The 21,344-nt window shown below is 41.3% G+C and carries 25 protein-coding genes; 7 read left to right on the forward strand and 18 right to left on the reverse strand.

The window, feature by feature from the left end; all coding sequences use genetic code 11:
* Positions 1 to 641: 641 nt before the first annotated feature.
* The 11 genes from hslU to lptM form a co-directional block, all read right to left on the reverse strand.
* Positions 642 to 1,976, reverse strand: coding sequence for an ATP-dependent protease ATPase subunit HslU (gene hslU, locus G327_RS0118940; RefSeq protein WP_019616384.1), 1,335 nt, complete (start codon positions 1,974 to 1,976; stop codon positions 642 to 644).
* Between the two features lie 12 nt (positions 1,977 to 1,988).
* On the reverse strand, positions 1,989 to 2,543 hold the full coding sequence (gene hslV, locus G327_RS0118945) for an ATP-dependent protease subunit HslV (protein WP_019616385.1): 555 nt from the start codon (positions 2,541 to 2,543) through the stop codon (positions 1,989 to 1,991).
* 150 nt (positions 2,544 to 2,693) lie between these two features.
* Entirely contained in the window at positions 2,694 to 3,236 is a 543-nt protein-coding gene (locus tag G327_RS0118950) for an SPOR domain-containing protein (RefSeq protein WP_019616386.1), read from the reverse strand.
* Positions 3,237 to 3,238: 2 nt separating this feature from the next.
* Entirely contained in the window at positions 3,239 to 4,987 is a 1,749-nt protein-coding gene (gene argS / locus G327_RS0118955; protein ID WP_019616387.1) for an arginine--tRNA ligase, read from the reverse strand.
* A 224-nt stretch (positions 4,988 to 5,211) separates the two neighbouring features.
* Complete coding sequence (locus tag G327_RS0118960) at positions 5,212 to 5,667, reverse strand: hypothetical protein (protein WP_019616388.1); 456 nt, start codon at positions 5,665 to 5,667, stop codon at positions 5,212 to 5,214.
* Positions 5,668 to 5,924: 257 nt separating this feature from the next.
* The gene (gene uvrD, locus G327_RS0118965) at positions 5,925 to 8,096 is read right to left on the reverse strand and encodes a DNA helicase II (RefSeq protein WP_019616389.1); all 2,172 of its coding nucleotides are present in this window, start codon (positions 8,094 to 8,096) and stop codon (positions 5,925 to 5,927) included.
* 37 nt (positions 8,097 to 8,133) lie between these two features.
* Complete coding sequence (locus G327_RS0118970) at positions 8,134 to 8,841, reverse strand: HAD-IA family hydrolase (protein WP_019616390.1); 708 nt, start codon at positions 8,839 to 8,841, stop codon at positions 8,134 to 8,136.
* Between the two features lie 39 nt (positions 8,842 to 8,880).
* On the reverse strand, positions 8,881 to 9,780 hold the full coding sequence (gene xerC / locus G327_RS0118975; RefSeq protein ID WP_019616391.1) for a tyrosine recombinase XerC: 900 nt from the start codon (positions 9,778 to 9,780) through the stop codon (positions 8,881 to 8,883).
* Positions 9,781 to 10,186: 406 nt separating this feature from the next.
* Positions 10,187 to 11,014, reverse strand: coding sequence for a diaminopimelate epimerase (dapF, locus tag G327_RS0118980; protein WP_019616392.1), 828 nt, complete (start codon positions 11,012 to 11,014; stop codon positions 10,187 to 10,189).
* A gap of 93 nt (positions 11,015 to 11,107) precedes the next feature.
* Complete coding sequence (gene lysA, locus G327_RS0118985; RefSeq protein WP_019616393.1) at positions 11,108 to 12,370, reverse strand: diaminopimelate decarboxylase; 1,263 nt, start codon at positions 12,368 to 12,370, stop codon at positions 11,108 to 11,110.
* 93 nt (positions 12,371 to 12,463) lie between these two features.
* Complete coding sequence (lptM, locus tag G327_RS0118990) at positions 12,464 to 12,670, reverse strand: LPS translocon maturation chaperone LptM (RefSeq protein WP_019616394.1); 207 nt, start codon at positions 12,668 to 12,670, stop codon at positions 12,464 to 12,466.
* A gap of 90 nt (positions 12,671 to 12,760) precedes the next feature.
* Here lptM and cyaY point away from each other — a divergent pair, with 90 nt between their 5' ends.
* Positions 12,761 to 13,078 (forward strand): iron donor protein CyaY, encoded by a 318-nt coding sequence (cyaY, locus tag G327_RS0118995; protein ID WP_019616395.1) that lies wholly within the window; start codon positions 12,761 to 12,763, stop codon positions 13,076 to 13,078.
* A gap of 45 nt (positions 13,079 to 13,123) precedes the next feature.
* Here the strand turns inward: cyaY and G327_RS0119000 are convergent, their stop codons facing one another.
* Positions 13,124 to 13,303 carry a hypothetical protein gene (locus G327_RS0119000; RefSeq protein WP_026339452.1) on the reverse strand — a complete coding sequence of 60 codons (180 nt, stop codon included), beginning with the start codon at positions 13,301 to 13,303 and terminating at the stop codon, positions 13,124 to 13,126.
* A gap of 315 nt (positions 13,304 to 13,618) precedes the next feature.
* Between G327_RS0119000 and G327_RS0119005 the strand changes: the two genes are divergently transcribed.
* The 3 genes from G327_RS0119005 to G327_RS0119015 all read left to right on the forward strand — a co-directional run bounded on the left by G327_RS0119005 (position 13,619) and on the right by G327_RS0119015 (position 15,383).
* Positions 13,619 to 13,852 carry a hypothetical protein gene (locus tag G327_RS0119005; protein WP_019616397.1) on the forward strand — a complete coding sequence of 78 codons (234 nt, stop codon included), beginning with the start codon at positions 13,619 to 13,621 and terminating at the stop codon, positions 13,850 to 13,852.
* A 2-nt stretch (positions 13,853 to 13,854) separates the two neighbouring features.
* Positions 13,855 to 14,331 carry a pantetheine-phosphate adenylyltransferase gene (gene coaD / locus G327_RS0119010; RefSeq protein WP_019616398.1) on the forward strand — a complete coding sequence of 159 codons (477 nt, stop codon included), beginning with the start codon at positions 13,855 to 13,857 and terminating at the stop codon, positions 14,329 to 14,331.
* Positions 14,332 to 14,396: 65 nt separating this feature from the next.
* Positions 14,397 to 15,383, forward strand: a complete 987-nt coding sequence (locus G327_RS0119015; RefSeq protein ID WP_019616399.1) for a pentapeptide repeat-containing protein — start codon at positions 14,397 to 14,399, stop codon at positions 15,381 to 15,383.
* Between the two features lie 470 nt (positions 15,384 to 15,853).
* Here the strand turns inward: G327_RS0119015 and G327_RS0119020 are convergent, their stop codons facing one another.
* On the reverse strand, positions 15,854 to 16,234 hold the full coding sequence (locus G327_RS0119020) for a hypothetical protein (protein ID WP_019616400.1): 381 nt from the start codon (positions 16,232 to 16,234) through the stop codon (positions 15,854 to 15,856).
* Between the two features lie 322 nt (positions 16,235 to 16,556).
* Here G327_RS0119020 and G327_RS0119025 point away from each other — a divergent pair, with 322 nt between their 5' ends.
* Positions 16,557 to 16,772: a hypothetical protein gene (locus G327_RS0119025; RefSeq protein ID WP_019616401.1), complete on the forward strand. Its 216-nt coding sequence runs from the start codon at positions 16,557 to 16,559 to the stop codon at positions 16,770 to 16,772.
* Here the strand turns inward: G327_RS0119025 and mutM are convergent.
* Positions 16,769 to 17,581 (reverse strand): bifunctional DNA-formamidopyrimidine glycosylase/DNA-(apurinic or apyrimidinic site) lyase, encoded by an 813-nt coding sequence (gene mutM / locus G327_RS0119030; RefSeq protein WP_019616402.1) that lies wholly within the window; start codon positions 17,579 to 17,581, stop codon positions 16,769 to 16,771. The two genes, G327_RS0119025 and mutM, sit on opposite strands and share 4 nt — an antisense overlap.
* Before the next feature lie 57 nt (positions 17,582 to 17,638).
* Here mutM and G327_RS0119035 point away from each other — a divergent pair, with 57 nt between their 5' ends.
* On the forward strand, positions 17,639 to 18,154 hold the full coding sequence (locus G327_RS0119035) for a hypothetical protein (RefSeq protein WP_019616403.1): 516 nt from the start codon (positions 17,639 to 17,641) through the stop codon (positions 18,152 to 18,154).
* Here G327_RS0119035 and G327_RS0119040 read toward each other — a convergent pair.
* The 4 genes from G327_RS0119040 to radC all read right to left on the reverse strand — a co-directional run bounded on the left by G327_RS0119040 (position 18,151) and on the right by radC (position 19,894).
* Positions 18,151 to 18,600, reverse strand: a complete 450-nt coding sequence (locus G327_RS0119040) for a hypothetical protein (RefSeq protein ID WP_019616404.1) — start codon at positions 18,598 to 18,600, stop codon at positions 18,151 to 18,153. The genes G327_RS0119035 and G327_RS0119040 overlap by 4 nt on opposite strands.
* 76 nt (positions 18,601 to 18,676) lie before the next feature.
* Entirely contained in the window at positions 18,677 to 18,832 is a 156-nt protein-coding gene (rpmG, locus tag G327_RS0119045) for a 50S ribosomal protein L33 (protein ID WP_011768487.1), read from the reverse strand.
* A 12-nt stretch (positions 18,833 to 18,844) separates the two neighbouring features.
* The gene (gene rpmB / locus G327_RS0119050) at positions 18,845 to 19,081 is read right to left on the reverse strand and encodes a 50S ribosomal protein L28 (protein ID WP_019616405.1); all 237 of its coding nucleotides are present in this window, start codon (positions 19,079 to 19,081) and stop codon (positions 18,845 to 18,847) included.
* 135 nt (positions 19,082 to 19,216) lie between these two features.
* A complete protein-coding gene (gene radC / locus G327_RS0119055) occupies positions 19,217 to 19,894 on the reverse strand; it encodes a RadC family protein (protein WP_019616406.1) in 678 nt (225 codons plus the stop codon).
* Between the two features lie 120 nt (positions 19,895 to 20,014).
* Between radC and coaBC the strand changes: the two genes are divergently transcribed.
* Positions 20,015 to 21,247 carry a bifunctional phosphopantothenoylcysteine decarboxylase/phosphopantothenate--cysteine ligase CoaBC gene (coaBC, locus tag G327_RS0119060; RefSeq protein WP_019616407.1) on the forward strand — a complete coding sequence of 411 codons (1,233 nt, stop codon included), beginning with the start codon at positions 20,015 to 20,017 and terminating at the stop codon, positions 21,245 to 21,247.
* The last annotated feature ends 97 nt before the right edge of the window (positions 21,248 to 21,344 follow it).

Genomic DNA, 21,344 nt, shown 5'->3' on the forward strand with positions numbered 1-21,344 from the left:
TTATACCAATCGGAATAAATAGCTGATCAGTTTTACTGGTTAAAACAGCTTATTTCTTCGTTGTAAATTTCGTAAAGGGAACAACCATTTACATCAATTTACGCCTTGAACTAAGCAGTTTTTCCTACGCAAAAAGTAGATCACATACTTAATCCGATTGGTATTATATTTGGAAGTACGGTTTTAACCGCGCAATATCATAGGCGCGACTGAAGTCGCACTTCCATAAACAGTTCACAATATTAAGTGGATTGGTACGAGTGTCACGAACGGGCTAAGCTCTGCGTGCCCTGGAGATTTGACGTCAGCCAAGGCCCATGAGCGGACGAGCTCTGCGAGTCCTGTTCATCGCCAAGCTTGCATTCTATAAGCAACCTATACGTTAGTTCTGGTGGTTTTTTTTAATTCCTGCGATTTATGTTTTGACCTGCTCCCGCATGGGAAAAGGTTAAGAATACCAATGAAGTTGGTTTCTATCATGTGATAGTAGGGGTGAGTTCAGCGACAGCAGAGAGTCAAGAACGGGCTAAGCTCTGCGAGCTCTGTCCCATTGCCAGATGGCTTGCACGCTAAGCCAGATATAAAAAAGCCGCTGTTAAATTACTCTAACAGCGACTTTTAGATACATATTTATTTAGGGGTTATAAAATATAACGGCTTAAATCTTCATTTTCTACTACGTCATCTAAAGCATTTGCGACGTACTGTTCATCAATGACAATACTGTCACCTTGACGATCAGAAGCTTCATATGAAAGTTCATCCATAATGCGCTCCATTAAGGTGTGTAAACGACGTGCGCCGATATTTTCGGTTGTTTCATTTACATGCCAGGCTGATTTAGCAATTTTCTTAATGCCGTCTTTAGTGAATTCAATTGTTACACCTTCAGTGGCTAACAGCGCTTGATACTGCTCGCTTAGAGAAGCTTTAGGCTCTGTCAGTATTCGTGCCAGGTCTTCTTCTTTAAGTGCTTCCAGTTCAACTCTGATAGGCAGACGACCTTGTAGTTCAGGAATAAGATCGGATGGTTTCGCTATCTGGAATGCACCTGATGCGATAAACAGCATATGATCTGTTTTTACCATGCCGTGTTTAGTACTGACCGTTGAACCTTCAATTAACGGCAGTAGATCGCGCTGCACGCCTTCACGTGATACATCAGGGCCTGAAGCTTCACCGCGTTTGCAAATTTTATCTATTTCATCAATAAAGATAATACCGTTATTTTCTGCTGCAAATAACGCTTTCTCTTTAAGATCTTCCTGGTTAACTAATTTAGCTGCTTCATCTTCAATTAATGCTTTAAGCGCATCTTTGATTTTCAATTTGCGTTTTTTAGTTTCTTCTTTGCCGGATAAATTCTGGAACATACCCTGAAGCTGATTGGTCATCTCTTCCATGCCGGGAGGAGCCATGATCTCTACGCCGATTTGTGCAGCAGGCACATCAATCTCAATCTCTTTGTCGTCTAATTTACCTTCGCGTAATTTTTTACGGAAAGACTGACGAGCCGCGCCGTCTTCAGTTGATGCATTATCCCATTCATTACTTGTCTTAGCCGGTGGAATCAGAATATCCAGAATGCGGTCTTCGGCTAAGTCTTCTGCTCTGTGTGTTACTTTTTCCATCTCCTGTTCGCGAGTGATTTTAATAGCTACATCAACTAAATCACGTACGATTGTTTCAACTTCTTTACCGACATAACCGACTTCAGTAAATTTTGTTGCTTCAACTTTAATAAACGGAGCATTTGCCAGTCGTGCTAAGCGGCGGGCTATTTCTGTTTTACCTACACCAGTCGGACCGATCATCAGTATGTTTTTAGGAGTTACTTCCTGACGAATCTCTTCATCAAGCTGCATACGGCGCCAGCGGTTACGAAGTGCTATAGCAACAGCACGTTTTGCTTTATTCTGGCCGATAATATGGCGATCTAATTCATGTGCAATTTGTTTTGGGGTCATATCTGACATAATGCTGTATTCCTATTTTTTGCTGTCTGCGTTGTGATTACCTTCATAATCAATGCATTCGATTGTCTGGTTTGTATTTGTGAATACACAAATGTTACCTGCAATGGTCAGCGCTTTTTCAACAATTGTTTTTGCGTCTAAATCTGTATTTTCTAACAGTGCAGTTGCTGCTGACTGTGCGAAGTTACCGCCTGAGCCAATTGCAATTAGATCATTTTCCGGTCTGACCACATCACCGTTACCGGTAATGATGTATGAATGGTGCTTATCTGCAACGGCTAATAATGCTTCCAGTTTTCGAAGCATTTTATCTGTGCGCCAGTCTTTAGCGAGTTCAACGGCTGCTCGTTCCAGGTTACCCTGGTGTGCCTGTAATTTAGCTTCAAAACGTTCTAATAAAGTAAATGCATCAGCTGTCCCGCCGGCAAAACCTGCAATTACTTTATCGTTATATAAACGGTGCACTTTGCGTGCATTGCCTTTCATGACTGTATTACCGAGAGAAACTTGACCGTCACCACCAACAACAACCTGGCCGTTGCGACGTACTGAAACAATAGTAGTCATATTATTACCTTTGAGCTTAGAAATTGAATGAGCCGCATCTATTTTGGCTCTTAGTGTTATAGATATATGGGGGATTATTTTTATTTCAAGGGAAGTAAAAACACAAAAGGGTAAATTATTGATTTACCCTTTTAGTTTCTTTTAAATTGATTAACGCCAAAACCAGATCATACAGCCGTTAATTTTAGCCCGCTGCAGTTTATGGCGCTCTTTTTCCGCGACACGTTTACGCTCATAGGGACCTAAAATCACGCGGTACCAGTCGCCGGTTTTTTTGACCTGGCTGTTTAACCCCTGAAATGCAATCTGTGCTTTTAAAGATTCAGCATCACCCTTTTGGCGGAATGAACCACACTGCATCTGATAGGGATCTGTTGCTTTCTTTTCCGTAGGTATGTCGACTACCACTTCTTTTTCTTTAAGAGTATCTTCATATTCCCACTGCGGCTGTGGTTTCTCAGGCAGTACTTCTTCTTTTTTCACATGCTGTTTTTTTATCACAGCTGCAGGTTCTGGTTTTTCAACCGCGAAAATAAAATAGCCGATAAAAGCAATTAATAAAAGCGCAACGAAAGACGCTAAAAAAGGAAATCCCTTTTTAGGTGTCTTTCGTTTGCTGGCCGGGCGTTTACGAGGTGATTTTTTACTCGCTTTTGCCGATCTAGCAGGTTTGCGTCTATTAACAACAGCCATTTTTACATGCGTTCCAGTGTGTTAATACCAAGCAGTGACAGTCCTTGTTTAAGGGTTTTTGCTGTCAGTGCTGCTAACTTAAGACGGCTTTGTTTTTGTGCTTCGTTTTCAGCTGCTAGAATCGGGCAGGCTTCGTAAAAACTTGAGAACAGACCTGCTAATTCAAACAGGTATGAGCATAAGAAATGCGGCATTCCTTGTTTAGCAACACTGTTAATTATTTCGTTAAACTGCATGAGTTTGCCGGCCAGATCTTTTTCTTTCTCTTCTGTTAATGATATATCAGCCGTTACGCTGTCCATAGATATATCGGCTTTATTAAAGATACTTGCTACACGTGTGTAAGCATATAATAAGTAAGGTGCTGTATTACCTTCAAAACTTAACATGCTGTCGAAGCTGAAGGTGTAATCACTAGTGCGGTTTTTAGAAAGATCTGCATATTTAACTGATGCAATACCAACAACAGATGCGATATGGCGAAGCTCCTGCTCATCCATCTCTTTATTTTTTTCTTTTACTAATTCGTAAGCACGCACTTCAGCTTCAGTTAACAGATCTGCTAATTTTGCAACCGTACCTGAACGAGTTTTAAACGGACGGCCGTCTTCTCCCATTACCGTACCAAATGGCATATGTTCAAGAGACGTCTGTTCTTTTACGAATCCAGATAAACGCGCAACTTCAAATACCTGTTGGAAGTGTAAACCCTGACGAGCATCTACAAAATAAAGAACACGATCAGCATTCAGTTCATTCTGGCGGTAACGCATAGCCGCTAAGTCAGAGGTTGCGTATAGGAAACCACCGTCTTTTTTCTGAATGATAACAGGAAGCGGTTCGCCTTCTTTATTTTTGAAACTTTCTAAAAAGACACATTTAGCGCCCTGGCTCTCTTTTAATAAACCTTTTTTATCCAGATCTGCAACAACAACGGCTAAGTCATCGTTATAAGTGCTTTCGCCACGTACATCTTCACGAGTCAGGCTTACACCTAAACGATCGTAAGTTTCCTGACAGTGGGAAAGACTGATCTCATTAAATTCTGTCCAAAGTTTTAAACACTCTTTATTACCACTTTGTAATTCAACCACTAAATTACGGGCGCGTGTTGCAAACTCTTCTGATTCGTCAAAACGACCTTTGGCAGCACGATAAAAAACTTCAAGATTAGAAAGATTATTATCAATAGGTTCATTTTTAGCACGTAACTCTTCCATGTAAGCTAGCAGCATACCGAACTGTGTTCCCCAGTCACCTACGTGATTCTGACGAATAATATTATGTCCCTGAAATTCTAATGTACGCGCCACTGCATCACCGATAATTGATGAACGTAAATGACCGACATGCATCTCTTTAGCCAGGTTTGGTGAAGAATAATCAACAACAATTATCTGCGGATCAGCAGTCAGTTCAACATTTAATTTAGGATCAGCAAAAGCACCGTCAATTTGTTTTTCAAGATGATTCGGATTAATGAAAAAATTAATAAAACCCGGACCTGCAATTTCCATTTTTGTCACTAAATCTGACTGCGGGATATTTTTTACAATTAACTCAGCTAAAGCACGAGGGTTTTGTTTTGCTGGTTTTGCTAACATCAGCGCAAGATTATTTGCAAAGTCACCATGAGATTTATCTTTAGTGCGGTCAATTGCAATGCGCGGCTGGATATCTTCAGGAAGAATCTTTTGTGTTTGTAGAGAAACAATCGCTTGCTCAAGTAGTTGCTGGATATGCGCTTTCATAGATAAATCACCAATTGATACGGGCCGATACACCAAAACCACTTAAAAATAGGGATCATATAAAAATTATGATTCCTGTATTTTTAGGTGATTCGGGTAATATAAATAAGCGCAGATTCTACCGTTTATCGGCGATGAAGACTAGGGGAACGGCTTTAAAATAGACACTTTAAACAGAAAATTATCTTCTGTTTAAAGTGTCATAAAATTACTGTTAATGTTTTTTACATAAATTCAAATTCATGGCTTGCCATCACCACATGGTGCAGGGTTTCCTCTTCTCTGTTAGATAAATTTTCAAGTGCCAGTTCCGCTTCAATGGTCGGGGAGTTATAAGCGGCGGTCTGCATAAGCTCAATCAGCTGTGTATCAAGCTTCATTGCTAAAGTGACCACGTCATCAATCGCCAGTTCCGGCTGTAACTTCATCTGCTGACATTTCATGGGAAAGCTTTGATCAAAGATGTTATCCAGCCAGGTATCTAATAAACTTTGTGGTGCCTGCTCCGCATAATCATGAAGGTTGAGATAGGAAAGCTGTTCTTTGTTACGCATAAAATCCAGCAGTAACTTAACTTTTTCATCACTTGCTTCCTGGCTGAGGCGCAGATAGAGATCTGCAAGTGCAATATGACATTCTTCTATATAACTCAGAAAATCTTTAACGGGTTTAAAACGCATTCCTAACTCCTGTACGTATCCATTGTGGGAAAGCTGTTTGTTAACGGCAGTGCAATGGACATAAATAATTAAAAAATTTTACGCTTAAAGTTTAGTTAAAATTTTTTTTATTTAATAATAAATGCGGTCAAAAAGTATACGAAACTTGCGCTGTGATTGAGTTTTTTTATAGGGGAAATTAATATCAATGACTTATGTGTGGGAATGGGCTTATCGTCCGGTTATAAGCTGTATAACCGGACCTTGATTTATTTTACTTAAACAGCTTCAAGCCGTGCATAAGCTGTCATTAACCATTTACTGCCGACACCCATAAAATGTACTTGTAAGCGGCTGTTTTCACCACTTCCTTCCTGCGCGGTAACTGTTCCTTCTCCAAATTTAGGATGCTTTACCTGCTGACCAAGCTTAAAGCCCTGGATATCCTGGCTTTCTCCGCTAAAGGCCGGCTTTTTGACCGCGGCCGGCTGCATTCTGCGAACCTGGGTTTTAAGGCGGACATATTCGATATCTTGTTCGGGCAGTTCATTAATAAAGCGTGAAGGAGAATGAAATTTTTCCTGGCCGTATAAACGGCGGCTTTCTGCATGGCAGATGGTTAGTTTCTGCATCGCACGAGTCATGCCTACATAACAAAGGCGGCGCTCTTCGGCTAAGCGTGTTTCATCATCGGCAGACTGCTGGCCGGGGAACATGCCTTCTTCGACGCCAACCATAAATACCTGCGGGAACTCCAGTCCTTTAGCAGCATGCATGGTCATCAGCTGTACGGCATCTTCAAATTCGTCGGCCTGGTTGTCACCAGATTCTAATGCGGCATAAGCGAGAAACGCAGTAAGTTCATCCATATCCTGTTCTTCTTCCGGGATAACAAATGATTTTGTTGCCGAAACAAGCTCTTGTAAATTTTCTATACGGCTGCGGGATTTCTCACCTTTTTCATTTTCAAACATTGCATGTAAACCAGAGCTGCTGATCACATGGTCAACTATTTGAAATAAAGGAAGTTCCGATGTTTCGCTTTTAAAGCGGTTGATCAGTTCGATAAACATCGCCAGTGAAGAAGCTGCGCCGGCACTGAGCTGTTTATTTTCAATTAAATACAGACTCGCCTGCCACATGGTATAACCCTGCTCGCGGGCGCAGAGTCGGATTTTATCAAGCGTGGTATTACCAATTTTACGTTTGGGTTTATTAACCACACGTTCAAAAGCTGCATCATCCTGGTGATTATTCATTAAACGCAGGTAAGCGACACTGTCTTTTATCTCTAAACGGTCGAAGAAGCGCTGTCCGCCATAGATATGATAAGGGATCTGCTGTGCCATTAACTGTTCTTCGAACAACCGAGACTGGGCATTGCTGCGGTATAAAATTGCACATTCTGCTAATTTTTTGCCGCTGTTTTTCCAGGTCTGCAGCTGCGTGGTGACATAACGCACTTCGTCATAATCATTAAACGCGCTGTAAATAGCAATTGATTCACCATCTTCTCCGCTGGTCCACAACTCTTTACCCAGGCGCTCGCTGTTGTTTTTTATCAGATGATTAGAAGCGTTGAGTATATGGCCTGTTGAGCGGTAATTCTGCTCTAAACGTACGGTTACCGGGTTGTTTTTCTCTCTTAAAAAACGCTGAATATTTTCTACATCGGCGCCGCGCCAGCCGTATATTGACTGATCATCATCACCTACGATAGTCAGATAATTACCGTTATCGGTAAGCAGATTCAACCAGGCATACTGCAGTTTATTGGTATCCTGGAATTCGTCGACTAAGACATGACGGAAACGCTGCTGATAATGCAGTAACAGTGCTGGATATTGTAATAACAGTTCGTGAGCACGTAATAACAGTTCTGCAAAATCCACTAAACCAGCAAGCTGGCACGCTTCTTCGTAAGCCTGATAAACCTGCAGACGCTGTTTTTCCTGCAGGCTGTAACCCGCTTCAATATGTTTCGCGCGTAAACCTTCATCTTTTTTATCGTTGATATACCACTGCAGCTCTTTTGCCGGATAGTATTTTTCATCCAGGTTAAGGCTTTTAATGATGCGTTTAACCATCTTCTGCTGGTCATCGCTGTCAATAATCTGAAACTGCTCAGGCAGGTTAGCTTCCTGATAATGTAAGCGTAATAAACGGTGGGCAATCCCGTGGAAGGTACCGATCCACATACCGCCGATATGATGCGGGCAGATCTCGGCAATACGGCCGCGCATCTCTTTAGCCGCTTTATTGGTAAAGGTTACCGCTAAGATGCCGTAGGTCGGGATGTTTTCTACCTGCATTAACCAGGCAATACGATGGGTTAATACCCGTGTTTTACCACTGCCTGCGCCTGCCAGAACAAGCATATTCTGCTCGGGGGCTGAAACCGCCGCACGCTGGTGATCGTTTAAACCATCAATTAAGTAAGAAACATCCATAAGAAAGTACCTGTTTATTTATTCAGTTGTCAGCTAACTATAGCAGTTTGTATAAGTGATCTAAATGGCTGATTTCAACAGTTGGTAATAACCGTGCCCCATTTAGTGATTGTTGATTGGGATTGAACCACACAGCCTGTGCGCCGTTATTCTGCGCGCCGTAAACATCACTGATCAGATGATCGCCGACATGCAGGATATCACTGACTTCAATATTTAAACGTCTGGCCGCTTCTATAAAAAGATCCGCGTGCGGTTTTGCTTTTAATCCGTCACCCGCTTTTAAAATAAACTTAAATTTATCATGCAGGCGGATTTGAAATTCATCCACATTACCATTGGTAATCGCAATAACCGGATAAGACTCAGCCAGTTTTTCAAGCAGCTGAATACTCTCTAGCGGTACTGTAAAGTCGCTGCGCAGTTTTAAAAATTCACTGAATGCATGCTTGGCGTATTCAACGGCTTTGAATTGAGGAATGCCGTAGATGGTCATTACCCTGGTCAGTGTTTTAATGCGCCATAAAGAAACATCATGCTGCAGTTCTGGAAACTCTTTAGCGATAAGGTCTTTGTATAATAACCACTGTTTCTGTGTTAATTGTGCAAGTTCAGGGTAGCTGTTATTGAGGTGTTCAATAATAGCACTTTCAGCTTTTTTGATGATCGGGTGGTTGTCATACAAGGTATCATCAAGATCAAAACTGATCGCTTTAAAAGGTCTGACTGGTCGATAGTACTTCATAGTGATTATTCCGATTGATATTGATTAGGTAGTAAACTGTTACTTCTTTCGTTTTGCACGCGGATGGGCCTGATCGTAAACCTGGGTTAGATGCTGAAAATCAAGGTGGGTATAGACCTGAGTGGTTGCTAAGTCAGCGTGACCCAGTAAGCTCTGCACCGCACGTAAATTACCACTGGACTCTAACATATGTGTGGCAAAAGAATGGCGTAATTTGTGCGGGTTGAGGTGACTGGGCAGTGCCTGTTTTAATCCCCACTGTTCCATTCTTGCCTGCACATTACGTTCTGAAATTCGATTTTTCTGTTTAGAAACAAACAGGGCACTTTCACCCGGCAGACAAAACTCGGGACGTACTTTGAGCCACTGTTTAATTGTCTGTACTGCTCTCTCCGTAATGGGCAATAAGCGCTGTTTACTGCCTTTACCGGTTACCATTACCTCTTTTTCAGAGAGTTTAATATCAATTAAGTTAATGCCGACTAACTCGCTAAGGCGTAGACCCGATGAGTACATCAGCTCCATCATGCATTGATCTCTGATACTTAAAGGATCATCTTCATCAATATCGAGCAGCTGGAATATTTCATCAACCGATATGTTTTTAGGTAATGGTTTGTCCAGTTTGGGCGCCGCTATGCCTTTTGCCGGATTGTGAGTTATTACTTCAAACTGTACCAGATGTGCTAAAAAAGAACGTAAAGCAGACAGCTTAGTAGCAATTGAACGTGCTTTAATGCCTTTCTGGTTAAGCTGTTTAACCATTAAACGCACGGTTTGGCTATCCAGTTCTGTCCAGTCGCTTATTTTTTTGTCCTCAAGCATAGTGCAGAATTCAGCTAAATTGCGCTGGTAATTTTTAATGGTGATCGGGCTTAACCCCCGCTGGCTGGCAAGGTGGTTTAAATAACTTGTGATAAGAGGCTGTAATGAGCTCATAAATTCTTCTAAATTAAAAACAAAGGGTATATACCCATGTTACCTCAATATGTTTTGTCAGGCGCCAGCTCGGATTCCAGAGCAAGGCACAACATGAGGTAATTGTTATTCACTTTTCGATTGTTGTAACGCAGGGCTGGTTTTCGAGCTTGCGCTCCGTAGGGCAAGACAACTTGCGCCAGTCTGCGTTGTTATAAAATCTCTATGTAGAATAACTATAAAAGAATTAAAGTTTTTTTTAATTCTATCGAAAGAGGATTAACGTAGTTAATCGCTCGAAAGGCTCAATTTGCCTTGCTGACTTTGCATATTGAAATATCATGGGTACAAAGCAAAAAAGTGCAATTTTGCTGTTACAACAGAAAAATTGCACTTTTACAGATAGGGCATTTTTCGGGGGAGATAATCAGATCTGAATCTGCCCGTCAAATACAAACTCTGCCGCACCTGTCATTCTTACATTTTGTCCAGGCTGCCAGAAAAAGCGTAATTCACCACCGGGTAAAGCAATTGTACAATGTGTATCAAGCTTACCCTGCAGCTGGCCAACAACGGCCGCTGCACAGGCACCTGTACCGCAGGCCAGTGTTTCACCAACACCGCGTTCCCAGACACGCAGGCGTGCAAAGTCGCGACTTTTAACTTCTAAAAAACCAACATTTACTTTATTTGGAAAACGTTCATGTTTTTCCAATAACGGCCCTAGTATTTCAACGGGGGCTTTATCGATATCATCAACCATAACCACACAATGCGGGTTACCCATAGATACTGCACCGCAGATAACCGTATGATCTTCGACGCGAAGAATATAAGTTTTTTCTTCTTTTTTGGCTGTAAAAGGAATTTTTGCCGGATCTAAAACAGGTTTGCCCATATCGACGGTAATATTACCGTCCTGTTCTATTTTAAGCTGAATTTTACCTTTAGCAGTACTGACATTAATAACTCGTTTCTGGGTTAACCCTTTCATTTTTACAAAACGCGCAAAACAGCGGGCGCCGTTGCCGCACTGTTCAACTTCACTGCCGTCGGCATTAAATATCCGGTAATGAAAATCCAGTTCAGGATCATAAGGCGGTTCAACCATTAATAACTGATCAAAACCAATACCAAAATTACGATCGGCTAGGCGACTGATTGCATCTTTTGACAGGAAAACATTTTGAGTGACGTTATCAATGACCATAAAGTCATTACCTAAGCCCTGCATTTTGGAAAATTGAATATTCATGAGTTCTCGTTGTTGATTTTATTACTGCATCGGTATCTTATCTGTAACCGGAGTAAGCGGATGCTGTCACTCCAGTTAAAAGAGAATCATTCTCTACGGTAAAACGTGCTCGCCGCGCCACAGGTCTCTATGCTCTTCGCGTTCCTGTACAACAAAAGCTTTTTCACCATCAACAATAATTTCAGCAGGGCGGCATCGAGAGTTATAATTTGAACTCATTGTTGCACCATAAGCACCTGCGCTGCGCACAACCAGATGATCACCTTCAGCTAATGCAAGCTGACGCTCTTTACCCAGAAAATCACCAGTTTCACAGATAGGACCGACAATATCATAGGTTCGCAGCGGGCGAGTTTCTGAATCTCCAAGCTGATTATTAAGCGGAATAATATTCTGCCATGCACTGTATAAAGCCGGGCGAATAAGATCGTTCATCGCGGCATCTACAATTGCGAAGTTTTTATGATCGTTAAGTTTTAAAAACTCAACCTTAGTCACTAAAACACCGGCATTGGCCATAATGGCGCGGCCTGGTTCAAAAATCAGTTTCAGCTTGCGGCCGTTCATGCGGGCAACAATCGCTTTCATATATTCAGGCGGCTCTGGTGGTGTTTCTTTATCGTAAGGCACACCTAAACCGCCGCCTAAATCAAGGTGTTCAATAGTGATCCCCTGTTCAGCCAGCTGGTCGATTAAAATCAGAAGTTTATCTAATGCTTCAAGAAAAGGTTCAATTTCAGTTAACTGTGAACCGATATGGCAGTCCACACCTTTTACTTCGATAAATTCAAGTTCATTAGCCAGATGATAAACAGTAGAGGCCTGTTCAATTTCGATACCGAATTTATTTTCTTTTAAGCCGGTTGAAATATAGGGATGTGTACCGGCATCGATATTAGGATTAATACGAATTGATATCGGTGCTTTTTTATCTAGGCTCTCAGCTACTTCGTTGATCCGGTACAGTTCAGAAATCGATTCAACATTAAAACACAGAATCCCAGCTTGTAACGCGGTTGCAATTTCAATCTCGGTTTTTCCCACTCCGGAAAAAACCACCTTTTTAGGGTCACCGCCGGCCTGAATAACGCGTAATAACTCGCCGACAGAGACAATATCAAAACCAGATCCTAAACGGGCCATCAGGTTTAACACACCTAAATTTGAATTTGCTTTTACGGCATAGCAGATGAGATGAGGATGATCACCCGCCGCCAGGTCGAATCCTTTCCAGTGACGTTCAATGGTTGCTCGAGAATATATATAAGCCGGCGTGCCGGATTTTTCGATAACCTGCTCTACAGGCAGTCCTTCAACAAAAAGACGACCATCATTCTGATAATTAAAGTGATCCAATTTTAAATCCTTTTCATTTACTTAAGTCTGTTTATGAACCTGCTTCGTCAATTGACGACAGGCGAGAGTTGAAGTGAAACCCTGTCTGTTATATCACTCGCTTATAGCTGTGTTTTCAGACGTACTGTCCGGCTCTTCACTGCTTGTTTCCTGATTATCCTGCTGCGCTTGTTCTGCCTGCTGCTGTGTTTCCGTCTGGGGCTGCTCCACTGGAGCCCTGTAAAGTGGGCCTTTCATACCGCAGCCCGTGAGCAGACTTGAAAAAAGCAGAGTTATTAATAATATATTTGTGTTTTTCATGCCTGATCCTAGTAATATTTTTGCGCGAGATACTCAAGAGCTTTGAGTATATAATCGCATTTCATTGTTCAAAAGCAAAGGGGAAGTAAGATGAATGATAGTGAATTTCAACAATTAGCTGATCAGCTATACCAAATTATTGAAGACTGCATTGAGGAATCAGGTGCCGATGTAGATTATGACCAGAACGGCGGACTGTTAACTCTTGAATTTGAAAACCGCAGCAAGTTAATTATTAATCGTCAGCAGCCGCTGCACCAAGTCTGGTTAGCGACTTTAGAAAACGGTCATCATTATGATTATAAAGCGGGGAAATGGATTGATGATCGTAGTGGTGATGAGTTCTTAACTTTTTTATCTGAAGCTATTTTTAAACAGTCGAAAGAGAAGGTGGTCTTCAAGTGCTAAGTAAATAATATTTGAATACTGACTTGAATGACCACCTGTTACATATTAATTTCGGTGCAGGTGGCGACGTCGGAAAACAATATGATAAACGGCATATACTCCGACAAAAGCGGATATAACCCAGTTGTGATAAGCACTGTAACCTTGAATAAAAAGATCAAATAATACAGCTAATGCCAGGGTTAAATATGTGCTTTTAATTACTTCGTGAAAAATGTAATTCATGATAGTTACCTCCTGCAGCATGCAAATAACAGTCATAAATATAGCTCTATAATTGAACCTTTACAGTGAATTCGAGTGGTAAAACAGTTGTTTTTTTAAACAGAAAAATAATTAGTTGTTTTAAAAAGCCTTTTTTTTGATGAATATTATTTTTTGCGATAAGCTTATAATTTTTACAATTTTTTGCCGAACGTCTTATTTTTGAATGAAATTTGGATTTAAAAAGAAGTTATTAGAGCTAGTTTATTGTAAAACAGATTCATTTTGTTATGCCATTCGCGATACAATATAGCTTGAAAATTAATGGAGTTTGTCATGTTTAAAATGTTCTGCATTTATCCTTTTGTGGCTTTTGTACTGGTTTGGTTAGCAAGTGATGTTGAGATCGGCGCCTCAGTTTATTCTTTTGACGATAATTTTATTACAATTGAATTCCCCAAAGAAAGTTTTCGTTCTGAAGAAAACCCGGATCCTTGGTATAGTTTTTACTGGAATGCCGAATCAGCAAAAGATGGGTTGAAAGCTATTAATGATGCAGTGGTTGAATAAGTATGCACACAGTTATTTTCCCCGGTTCGTTTGATCCTGTTACTTACGGGCATATTGATCTGTTAAGCAGAGCCAGCAGACTTGCCTCGCGAGTTGTTGTTGCTGTGGCGGTTAATACCAGTAAAAAACCACTATTCAGTTTAGAAGAGCGCTGTGTGTTATTGGCGGAAGCTACTGCAGATATTCCCGGCATTGAAGTGATTCCTTTTTCTGGACTGCTGGCTGATTTTGCTGTCGAGCATAAAGCTGAAGCTTTAGTTCGCGGGATCCGCGGTGCAACAGATGCTGATTATGAACTGCAGCTGGCTCAGGTTAATAAAACATTAAACCCTGAATTAGAAACTATTCTTTTACCGGCTAATGCTTCTACCGGTTTTATTTCGTCAACGGTTGTTAAAGAAGTATTTAAACATAACGGTGATATACACTCCTTTGCTCCTCCTTGTGTAAAAAAAGCACTGCTTAAAAAACAACTTTAATTCTTCATACGCAGAACTATTTTCCCTTTCTATACTTAAAAAAAAAGCTATAGAAGGGAATGTTTATGCCTGACTGCAATACTGAATTCTGTAAATATGTCAACCATTTGGGAGAGCGCTGCTCTGCGCCTGTTCATTCTTCAGAATATTGTTACTGGCATGATCATAGTATTGAAAAAACTGCACCGGACAGTGCGGAAAAACTAGAAGAATATGCACGCAGCGGCGGCATGCTGCACGGTATCTCCTTAAAAAATGCAAATTTAAAAAACCTTAATTTAGTACGTAGAGGAAAAAAGTACGGTTTTGATTTAACCGGCGCTGATCTGTATAGAGCAAATTTACAAGGAGCCCATCTTTTTAATATTGTTTTAATTCGTGGCAGTTTAATGAAAGCGAATTTAGCCCATGCCAATATCCACTGTGCACATCTTCAAGAATGCAATTTGCTTGGTGTTAAATTTAAGGACACAAAGATTGAGCATATAAAAACAGGCCGCGAAATTATTCAGGAAAATCGGGCCCGTGAATTTGAAGAGAAAGGCGATCAAAAGCAAGCCATTGATTATTATGAACAGGCCGAAGAAGTTTACCGCAACCTGCGTAAAGCCAGTGAACAGCAGGGGTTATTTACCCTGGCAGGACCGTATCTGCGTAAAGAGTTAACTATGCGCCGTTTTCAGGCGCCGCCTTATTCAGCAAACCGCCTGTATTCAAAAATTGTGGATCTCTTTTGCGGTTATGGTGAAGACCCGCTGCGTGTGGTGTTTTTCTCATTACTGCTGATTTTCATCAGCAGTCTTTTTTATTACTGCTTCGGTTTACGTTTTGGCGGCGAGTATCAGGTATTTTCAATACATTCGAGTTTAGAGGCAAACATCATATTCTTTTTTGAGTGCCTCTATTACAGTGTGGTGACTTTTACTACGCTTGGCTATGGAGACTTTATACCGGTTGGTTTGTCGAGGCTGGTGGCCGCTATAGAGGCCTTTACAGGCAGTTTTACCATTGCACTGTTCGTGGTGGTGTTTGTTAAGAAGATGACCCGCTGACAGCGAGGCATTTAGATGTTAGCTCTCGCAGTTAGCCGATAGTTAAGCTTTCATTGTTGGAGTTTCGCCCTGACGGCGACTTTACTTTTCTCTCAACAGCAAGAGAAATAAGGTAGAGAGAGTTTTGTTCGTGAGACTATGCTGACGCATAACTCACAGTGCCGTTCCGAACGTTTTTTATCTTGCTAAATAAATCCCTTTTAACGCACCAGTTCGGACCGCACGTCCATGTGCGGAGCCGAACTTAGTGGAAACGTCCTGTTTCCACTTGCTAAAGGCATTGATTGATCAAGAAAAACGTAAACGGAAATTTTCGCTGCCGCATTGGTTTGGTGTTCTAATCTATTGAATTTATGTGAAATTGAGACGTGGTATTATTGCTCGTCCCCACGCAGAGTGTGAACACTAGTAATAATTCGCCTAACGGATTTTATGCAAAATGCAGAGACACCTAACGAATCGTTAGGTGTTTATTTTCTCTTGATGGTGCTTAACATACCGTCAACATGAAAAATCAATTCATTAAATAGGCCTGGTTTATAGTCGGTTAATCCTGTAAACGCGTTATTTTTAACTCCGACTCTACACAAATCGGAATATAACTTGAAATGATGCATTAGTTTTTTTTCGTTTCGATTGGAAATAAAAAACTTAACATTATCAATAGAATGATCTTCTATTCTGTTTATCAACATATCTTGTGATAACTCATCTTTGTGCTTCAATAACCGTGATAAGAGTGGAATAACAGCTTCGTTATACTCTTTGCGCTTATCTTTACTTAAGATAAGTCGATGCCCAACCAACACTGCTATTAACCCGCTTGCAATTGATCCTAAAAGAGTATTCATACAATCTCCATAACGGCCTTGTATAGCCCTTGGTTATTATTTAATTAAAAGCATAATCAACGTACACACAATCGTTTTAACTTCATTTTATTTTTCAACAATGATCTTACACCTGTGCTTTCAGGGATTGCAAAAGTTGATACATTAAGGCTTCCCCCACCACTCAAACCTACAACCAGAAGGTGGTTTTATGCACAAAATACCTATTATGTTAATTAGTGTTTTTTCTCGTATAAATGACGGTTTTATCACCAAACTAATGCGGCTAAGTATCTCCCGTCCATTTTTCTTGCTATGAACAACTGCTTTAGCAAGAAAAATCATGGATGATTTTTCTAATCTAAGTCAGTACAGGGATGTAATGTCTGAGATGGTGCGTTTAGAAGCTGGTGGGCATGGCAAGATAAAAAAATGGCTCGGGCAGCCTTTCTTTTGGTTACTTTTCTTTGGCTGTTCAAAGAAAAGTAACACGCCGTCAGGGCGGGATAGTGACGGTGAAAGTTACACCATCAGCTCACAGGCGACAGCTATAACCTAACGCTGACACTTAGGGCAATACACACTGTTTCTTGCTGCTAACTTTACAGCTTTTAAAGGTGTCTGGCACTGCGGGCAGTTCTGGCCTGCTTTGCCGTAAATATGTAACGTCTGCTGAAAATACCCCGGCTTGCCGTCACTGCCGACAAAATCCTTCAAGGTAGTGCCGCCCTGCTGTATCGCCTGCTGTAAAATCTCTTTAATAGTATCTGCTAATAACTGATAGCGTTTTTGTGAAATACAACCAGCCGCCCGGTTGGGATTAATACCCGTAGTAAACAAAGCTTCTGTCGCATAAATATTGCCTACCCCGGTAACGACTTTCTGATCCATGATGAACTGTTTTACCGGCAGTTTTCGTTTCTGTGCTGCCTGGTGCAGATAGCGGCCGTTAAAGTCCTCGCAGAGGGGCTCTGGGCCGAGTTTGTTTAATAGAGGAGAGGATTCTGGATTCAGACCCAGCCATAAAACTGCCCCAAAGCGTCGCGGGTCGGTAAAGCGTAATACCGTGTTTTCAAAAATTAAATCCACATGATCGTGTTTTTGATGTGGAGTATTTAACGGGCAGATCCGCAGACTTCCAGACATACCAAGATGTATCAGTAGAGTACCGCTGCTGAAATTAAGCAGTAGATATTTAGCACGGCGGTCAATGGATATTAAGGGAGCATTGTGCAGGTGTTTAAACAGATCCTGCGGAATTTTCCAGCGCAGCTGCGTATGGCGAAGTATTACCTGCTCAACTTTTTTACCGATCAGGTGCGGGCTGATACCGCGGCGGCTGGTTTCAACCTCTGGTAATTCGGGCATAAATATTTCCGGTTTAGTCTAATATAATTAAGTGTACTTTTTTCATAGGAAAAATCTATGTTTGGACTGCCTACCTGGTTGATTGTGCTGATTGGACTGGTTTTTAATATATCCTCAGCTTTAGTGACGCATTTTATTATTGACGGGAAAAGTAGTCAGCTCAATAGCCTGGCACTGCAGATGTCGAATAACAGCAAAGAGATGGATCTGCTTTGGTCGCAGATTGAAGGTATTGAACGTAAGAGAGAAACTCTGTATCTATTATTAAACCAGGGGGAACTAACAGAGCCGATTGCACAGCAGTATGCTCTATTGCTTGAGTCTTTTCTTCAGCAGAAACTGCCTGTTTCTAAGCTGAATGACATAGGCAGTGTGGATCTTATAATAAATGATTATCAGGATAAAATTAGGAACTCGATAGATGATAAGTATTTTTTGAATTTAGAGTTAATGGACCTGCAGATGTATTTAAGAACAGAAGTTTCTACACTGCGTAACTGGTCTATTTTTCTGCAGATGATCGGTTTATCATTGATATTAGCACGAGACTTAAGCAGAAAGCCTTCTTCTTAACGCCCTAAAAAAAGCGGTAATTGTTCAGCTGTTAATAATAAAGATGTGTCTGTATCACTCTGCAGTAGATAATTATCACCATGCTGAAATAACTGCACGATAATCGGCTGCGGCTGATCTGCGCTGTAAACAAATATGCTGTAGGCATTACTTGGATCCGTAACCGCAGGTTGAGTTTCTAATTTCAGGGTCTGCCAGTTCTGTACTAGTAACGTCAGCTGCTGTTCGGACAGTCCTAAACCAGGCTCGCTTAACCAGGTTCTGCCGTCGCGTTTAATTCTGAAGTCCGGCGTTTTAATCTCAACTATCATTAACTGTTTGTCGATCACTGTCCGCTGCTGGACTTTAGGTGACAGGGTTAATTTATGACTGAAGTTGAAGATAAAAATGATAAGAAGAACTCCGAATATCAGAACATTATTCCAGCCTTTCTTGGATAAACGCATTTGATTCTCCTGATTACTTTTCTGCAGACATAAAAAAACCCAGTATAAACTGGGTTTTTGTCAGGTTAAATCAAAATTACTTGATTTTGCCTTCTTTGTACATAACGTGCTTACGTACAACTGGATCAAACTTTTTGATCTCAAACTTTTCAGGCATAGTCTTTTTATTTTTATCAGTAGTATAAAAATGGCCAGTACCAGCACTTGAATTTAAACGAATTTTATCACGCATTTTTTAAGCTCCTTAAACTTTTTCACCATTGGCACGGATATCAGCTAATACTGAATCAATACCTTTTTTGTCGATGATACGCATACCTTTAGTAGTTAGGCGTAGTTTTACAAAACGGTTCTCACTCTCAACCCAGAAACGATGTGTCTGTAGGTTAGGTAAAAAACGACGTCGTGTGCGGTTCTTTGCGTGTGATACATTGTTACCAGTAGCTGGACGCTTACCTGTAACTTGACATACTCTAGACATGTCGAAATTCTCCAAAATAATTGTTTTACTCGAGCAAAATAGTCGAACACCTTTTTTAGCCGTCGCCAAAGGCGTCGAGGGCGCATTTTATACATGATTGAGTGTGAAAGATCAACAAAACTCTGATATTTTGCATCAAATCCATCCATTTTCTGCAAAAGACGTACATTTTGTGTCCCCGATAATGAAATGATCCAAAACGCGGACATCGATCAAATGCATCGCAGAAATGATTTTTTCAGTGATTTTTTTGTCGGCAATACTGGCTGTAGGATCGCCGCTAGGGTGGTTATGAACAAGAATAATGGCGGCTGCATTTTCAGATAATACTTTTTGCGCGATAATTCTCGGATGCACGGCTGCGCTGTCGATTGAACCAAAGAAAAATTCATGAAAGCGGATCACTCTATGCTGCGTATCTAATAAAAGAGCGGCAAAAACTTCATAGGGCAGGTTATGCATCTGTGCATTTAAAAAGGCTTTGGTCTGCGCCGCGCTGGTTAATGCTTCTCCTCTTTTTATAGGCTCTTGTAAATAACGACGCGACATCTCCAGTACAGCCTGTAACTGCACGTATTTTGCCTGCCCCAAGCCTTTTTTCTCGCAGAACTGCGTTTCTGAAGCTGCAAACAGTGCATGTAATGAACCGAATTCACTAATCAGTTGTCTTGCTAGCGATACCACATCTAAGCCTTTGCAGCCGGTACGTAAAAATATAGCTAACAGCTCAGCATCGGACAGGGCGCAGCTGCCTTGTCTTAGTAATTTTTCACGAGGTCTTTCCTGATCCGGCCAGTCTTTCAGTTTTGTCATGAATCAGCGCTCCAGTGTGATCAAGTTGTCATTAAATCTAGACGATTTTGTCACACCCTGCCTGCTGTATTTATGTTATTGTAGCCGTCTTTTTTTGACTTCTTTTATTGAGACTTTGTTATGCCGACAACATTAGCACTTAGTGGAAAAAATATTTTATTAGGTATTTCTGGAGGCATTGCTGCTTATAAATGCGCAGAATTAACCCGCCGTTTAAAAGATCAGGGAGCTGACGTACGGATTGTGATGACAGCTTCCGCGAAAGAGTTTATCACCCCTTTAACGATGCAGGCGGTTTCCGGGCATGCTATTGCTGATGATCTGCTTGATCCTAACGCAGAGGCTGGTATGGGCCATATTGAGCTTGCTAAGTGGGCGGATCTGATTCTTCTGGCCCCGGCAACGGCAAATTTAATTGCACGCTTAAGAGCCGGCATGGCTGACGAGTTGTTAACAACATTATGCTTAGCAACACCGGCGCCGATTGCTGTTTCTCCTGCAATGAATATGGAGATGTACTTAGCCGCCGCTACGCAGGAAAATATTAGCGTATTAGCTCAGCGGGATATGCTGATCTGGGGGCCTGGAGAAGGCCCGCAAGCTTGTGGAGATATTGGCCCGGGTCGAATGCTGGAACCTGCTGATTTAGTGGAGCGTGTGATTGATTTTCTAGATAATAAAGAAACGCCTTTTGCCGGTGTTAATATCACTATTACAGCAGGGCCGACACAGGAAGCGTTAGATCCTGTTCGTTATATCAGTAATTACAGTTCCGGAAAAATGGGCTTTTCATTGGCTGAAGCCGCGAGCCGGATGGGGGCAAATGTATCGCTGATCAGCGGTCCGGTTAATTTAACGACGCCTGTGAATGTACAGCGCATTGATGTGAAAAGTGCATTAGATATGCATCAGGCAAGCTTAGAAAACTTAAACAGTTGTGATATTTTTATTGCCTGTGCAGCCGTCGCTGACTACCGTCCAGAAACAGAAGCTTCTCATAAAATGAAAAAACAGCCGGGTATTGACGATTTAACTATCAGGCTGGTAAAAAATCCGGACATAATCGCTGATGTTGCCTCTGATAAAAATCGTCCGTTTTGTGTTGGTTTTGCCGCAGAAACACAGGATGTAGAACATTATGCTTTAGATAAATTACAGCGCAAAAATTTAGATTTGATTGCTGCTAATGATGTTGCTAAGGCCGGGCAGGGGTTTAATAGTGAAAAAAATGCATTAAGTGTATTTTCTGCTTCGGGAAGATTTGATATAACTCTCGCCGATAAAAAAGCAGTTGCCCGTCAGCTGCTTGAAATCATTTATCAGCAGTATGGTGTCGTAAACCTCTGTACTTGATACTGGAAATTCTTTATTTACAGTATGTGCTGTTAAACAGGCATACTTGAAATTATTTATCAGCAGCATGCTGTACTGAACACTCATTTATAAAACA

Origin of the sequence: Psychromonas ossibalaenae ATCC BAA-1528 (assembly GCF_000381745.1) — a bacterium.
GTDB classification, from domain to species: Bacteria; Pseudomonadota; Gammaproteobacteria; order Enterobacterales; family Psychromonadaceae; genus Psychromonas; species Psychromonas ossibalaenae.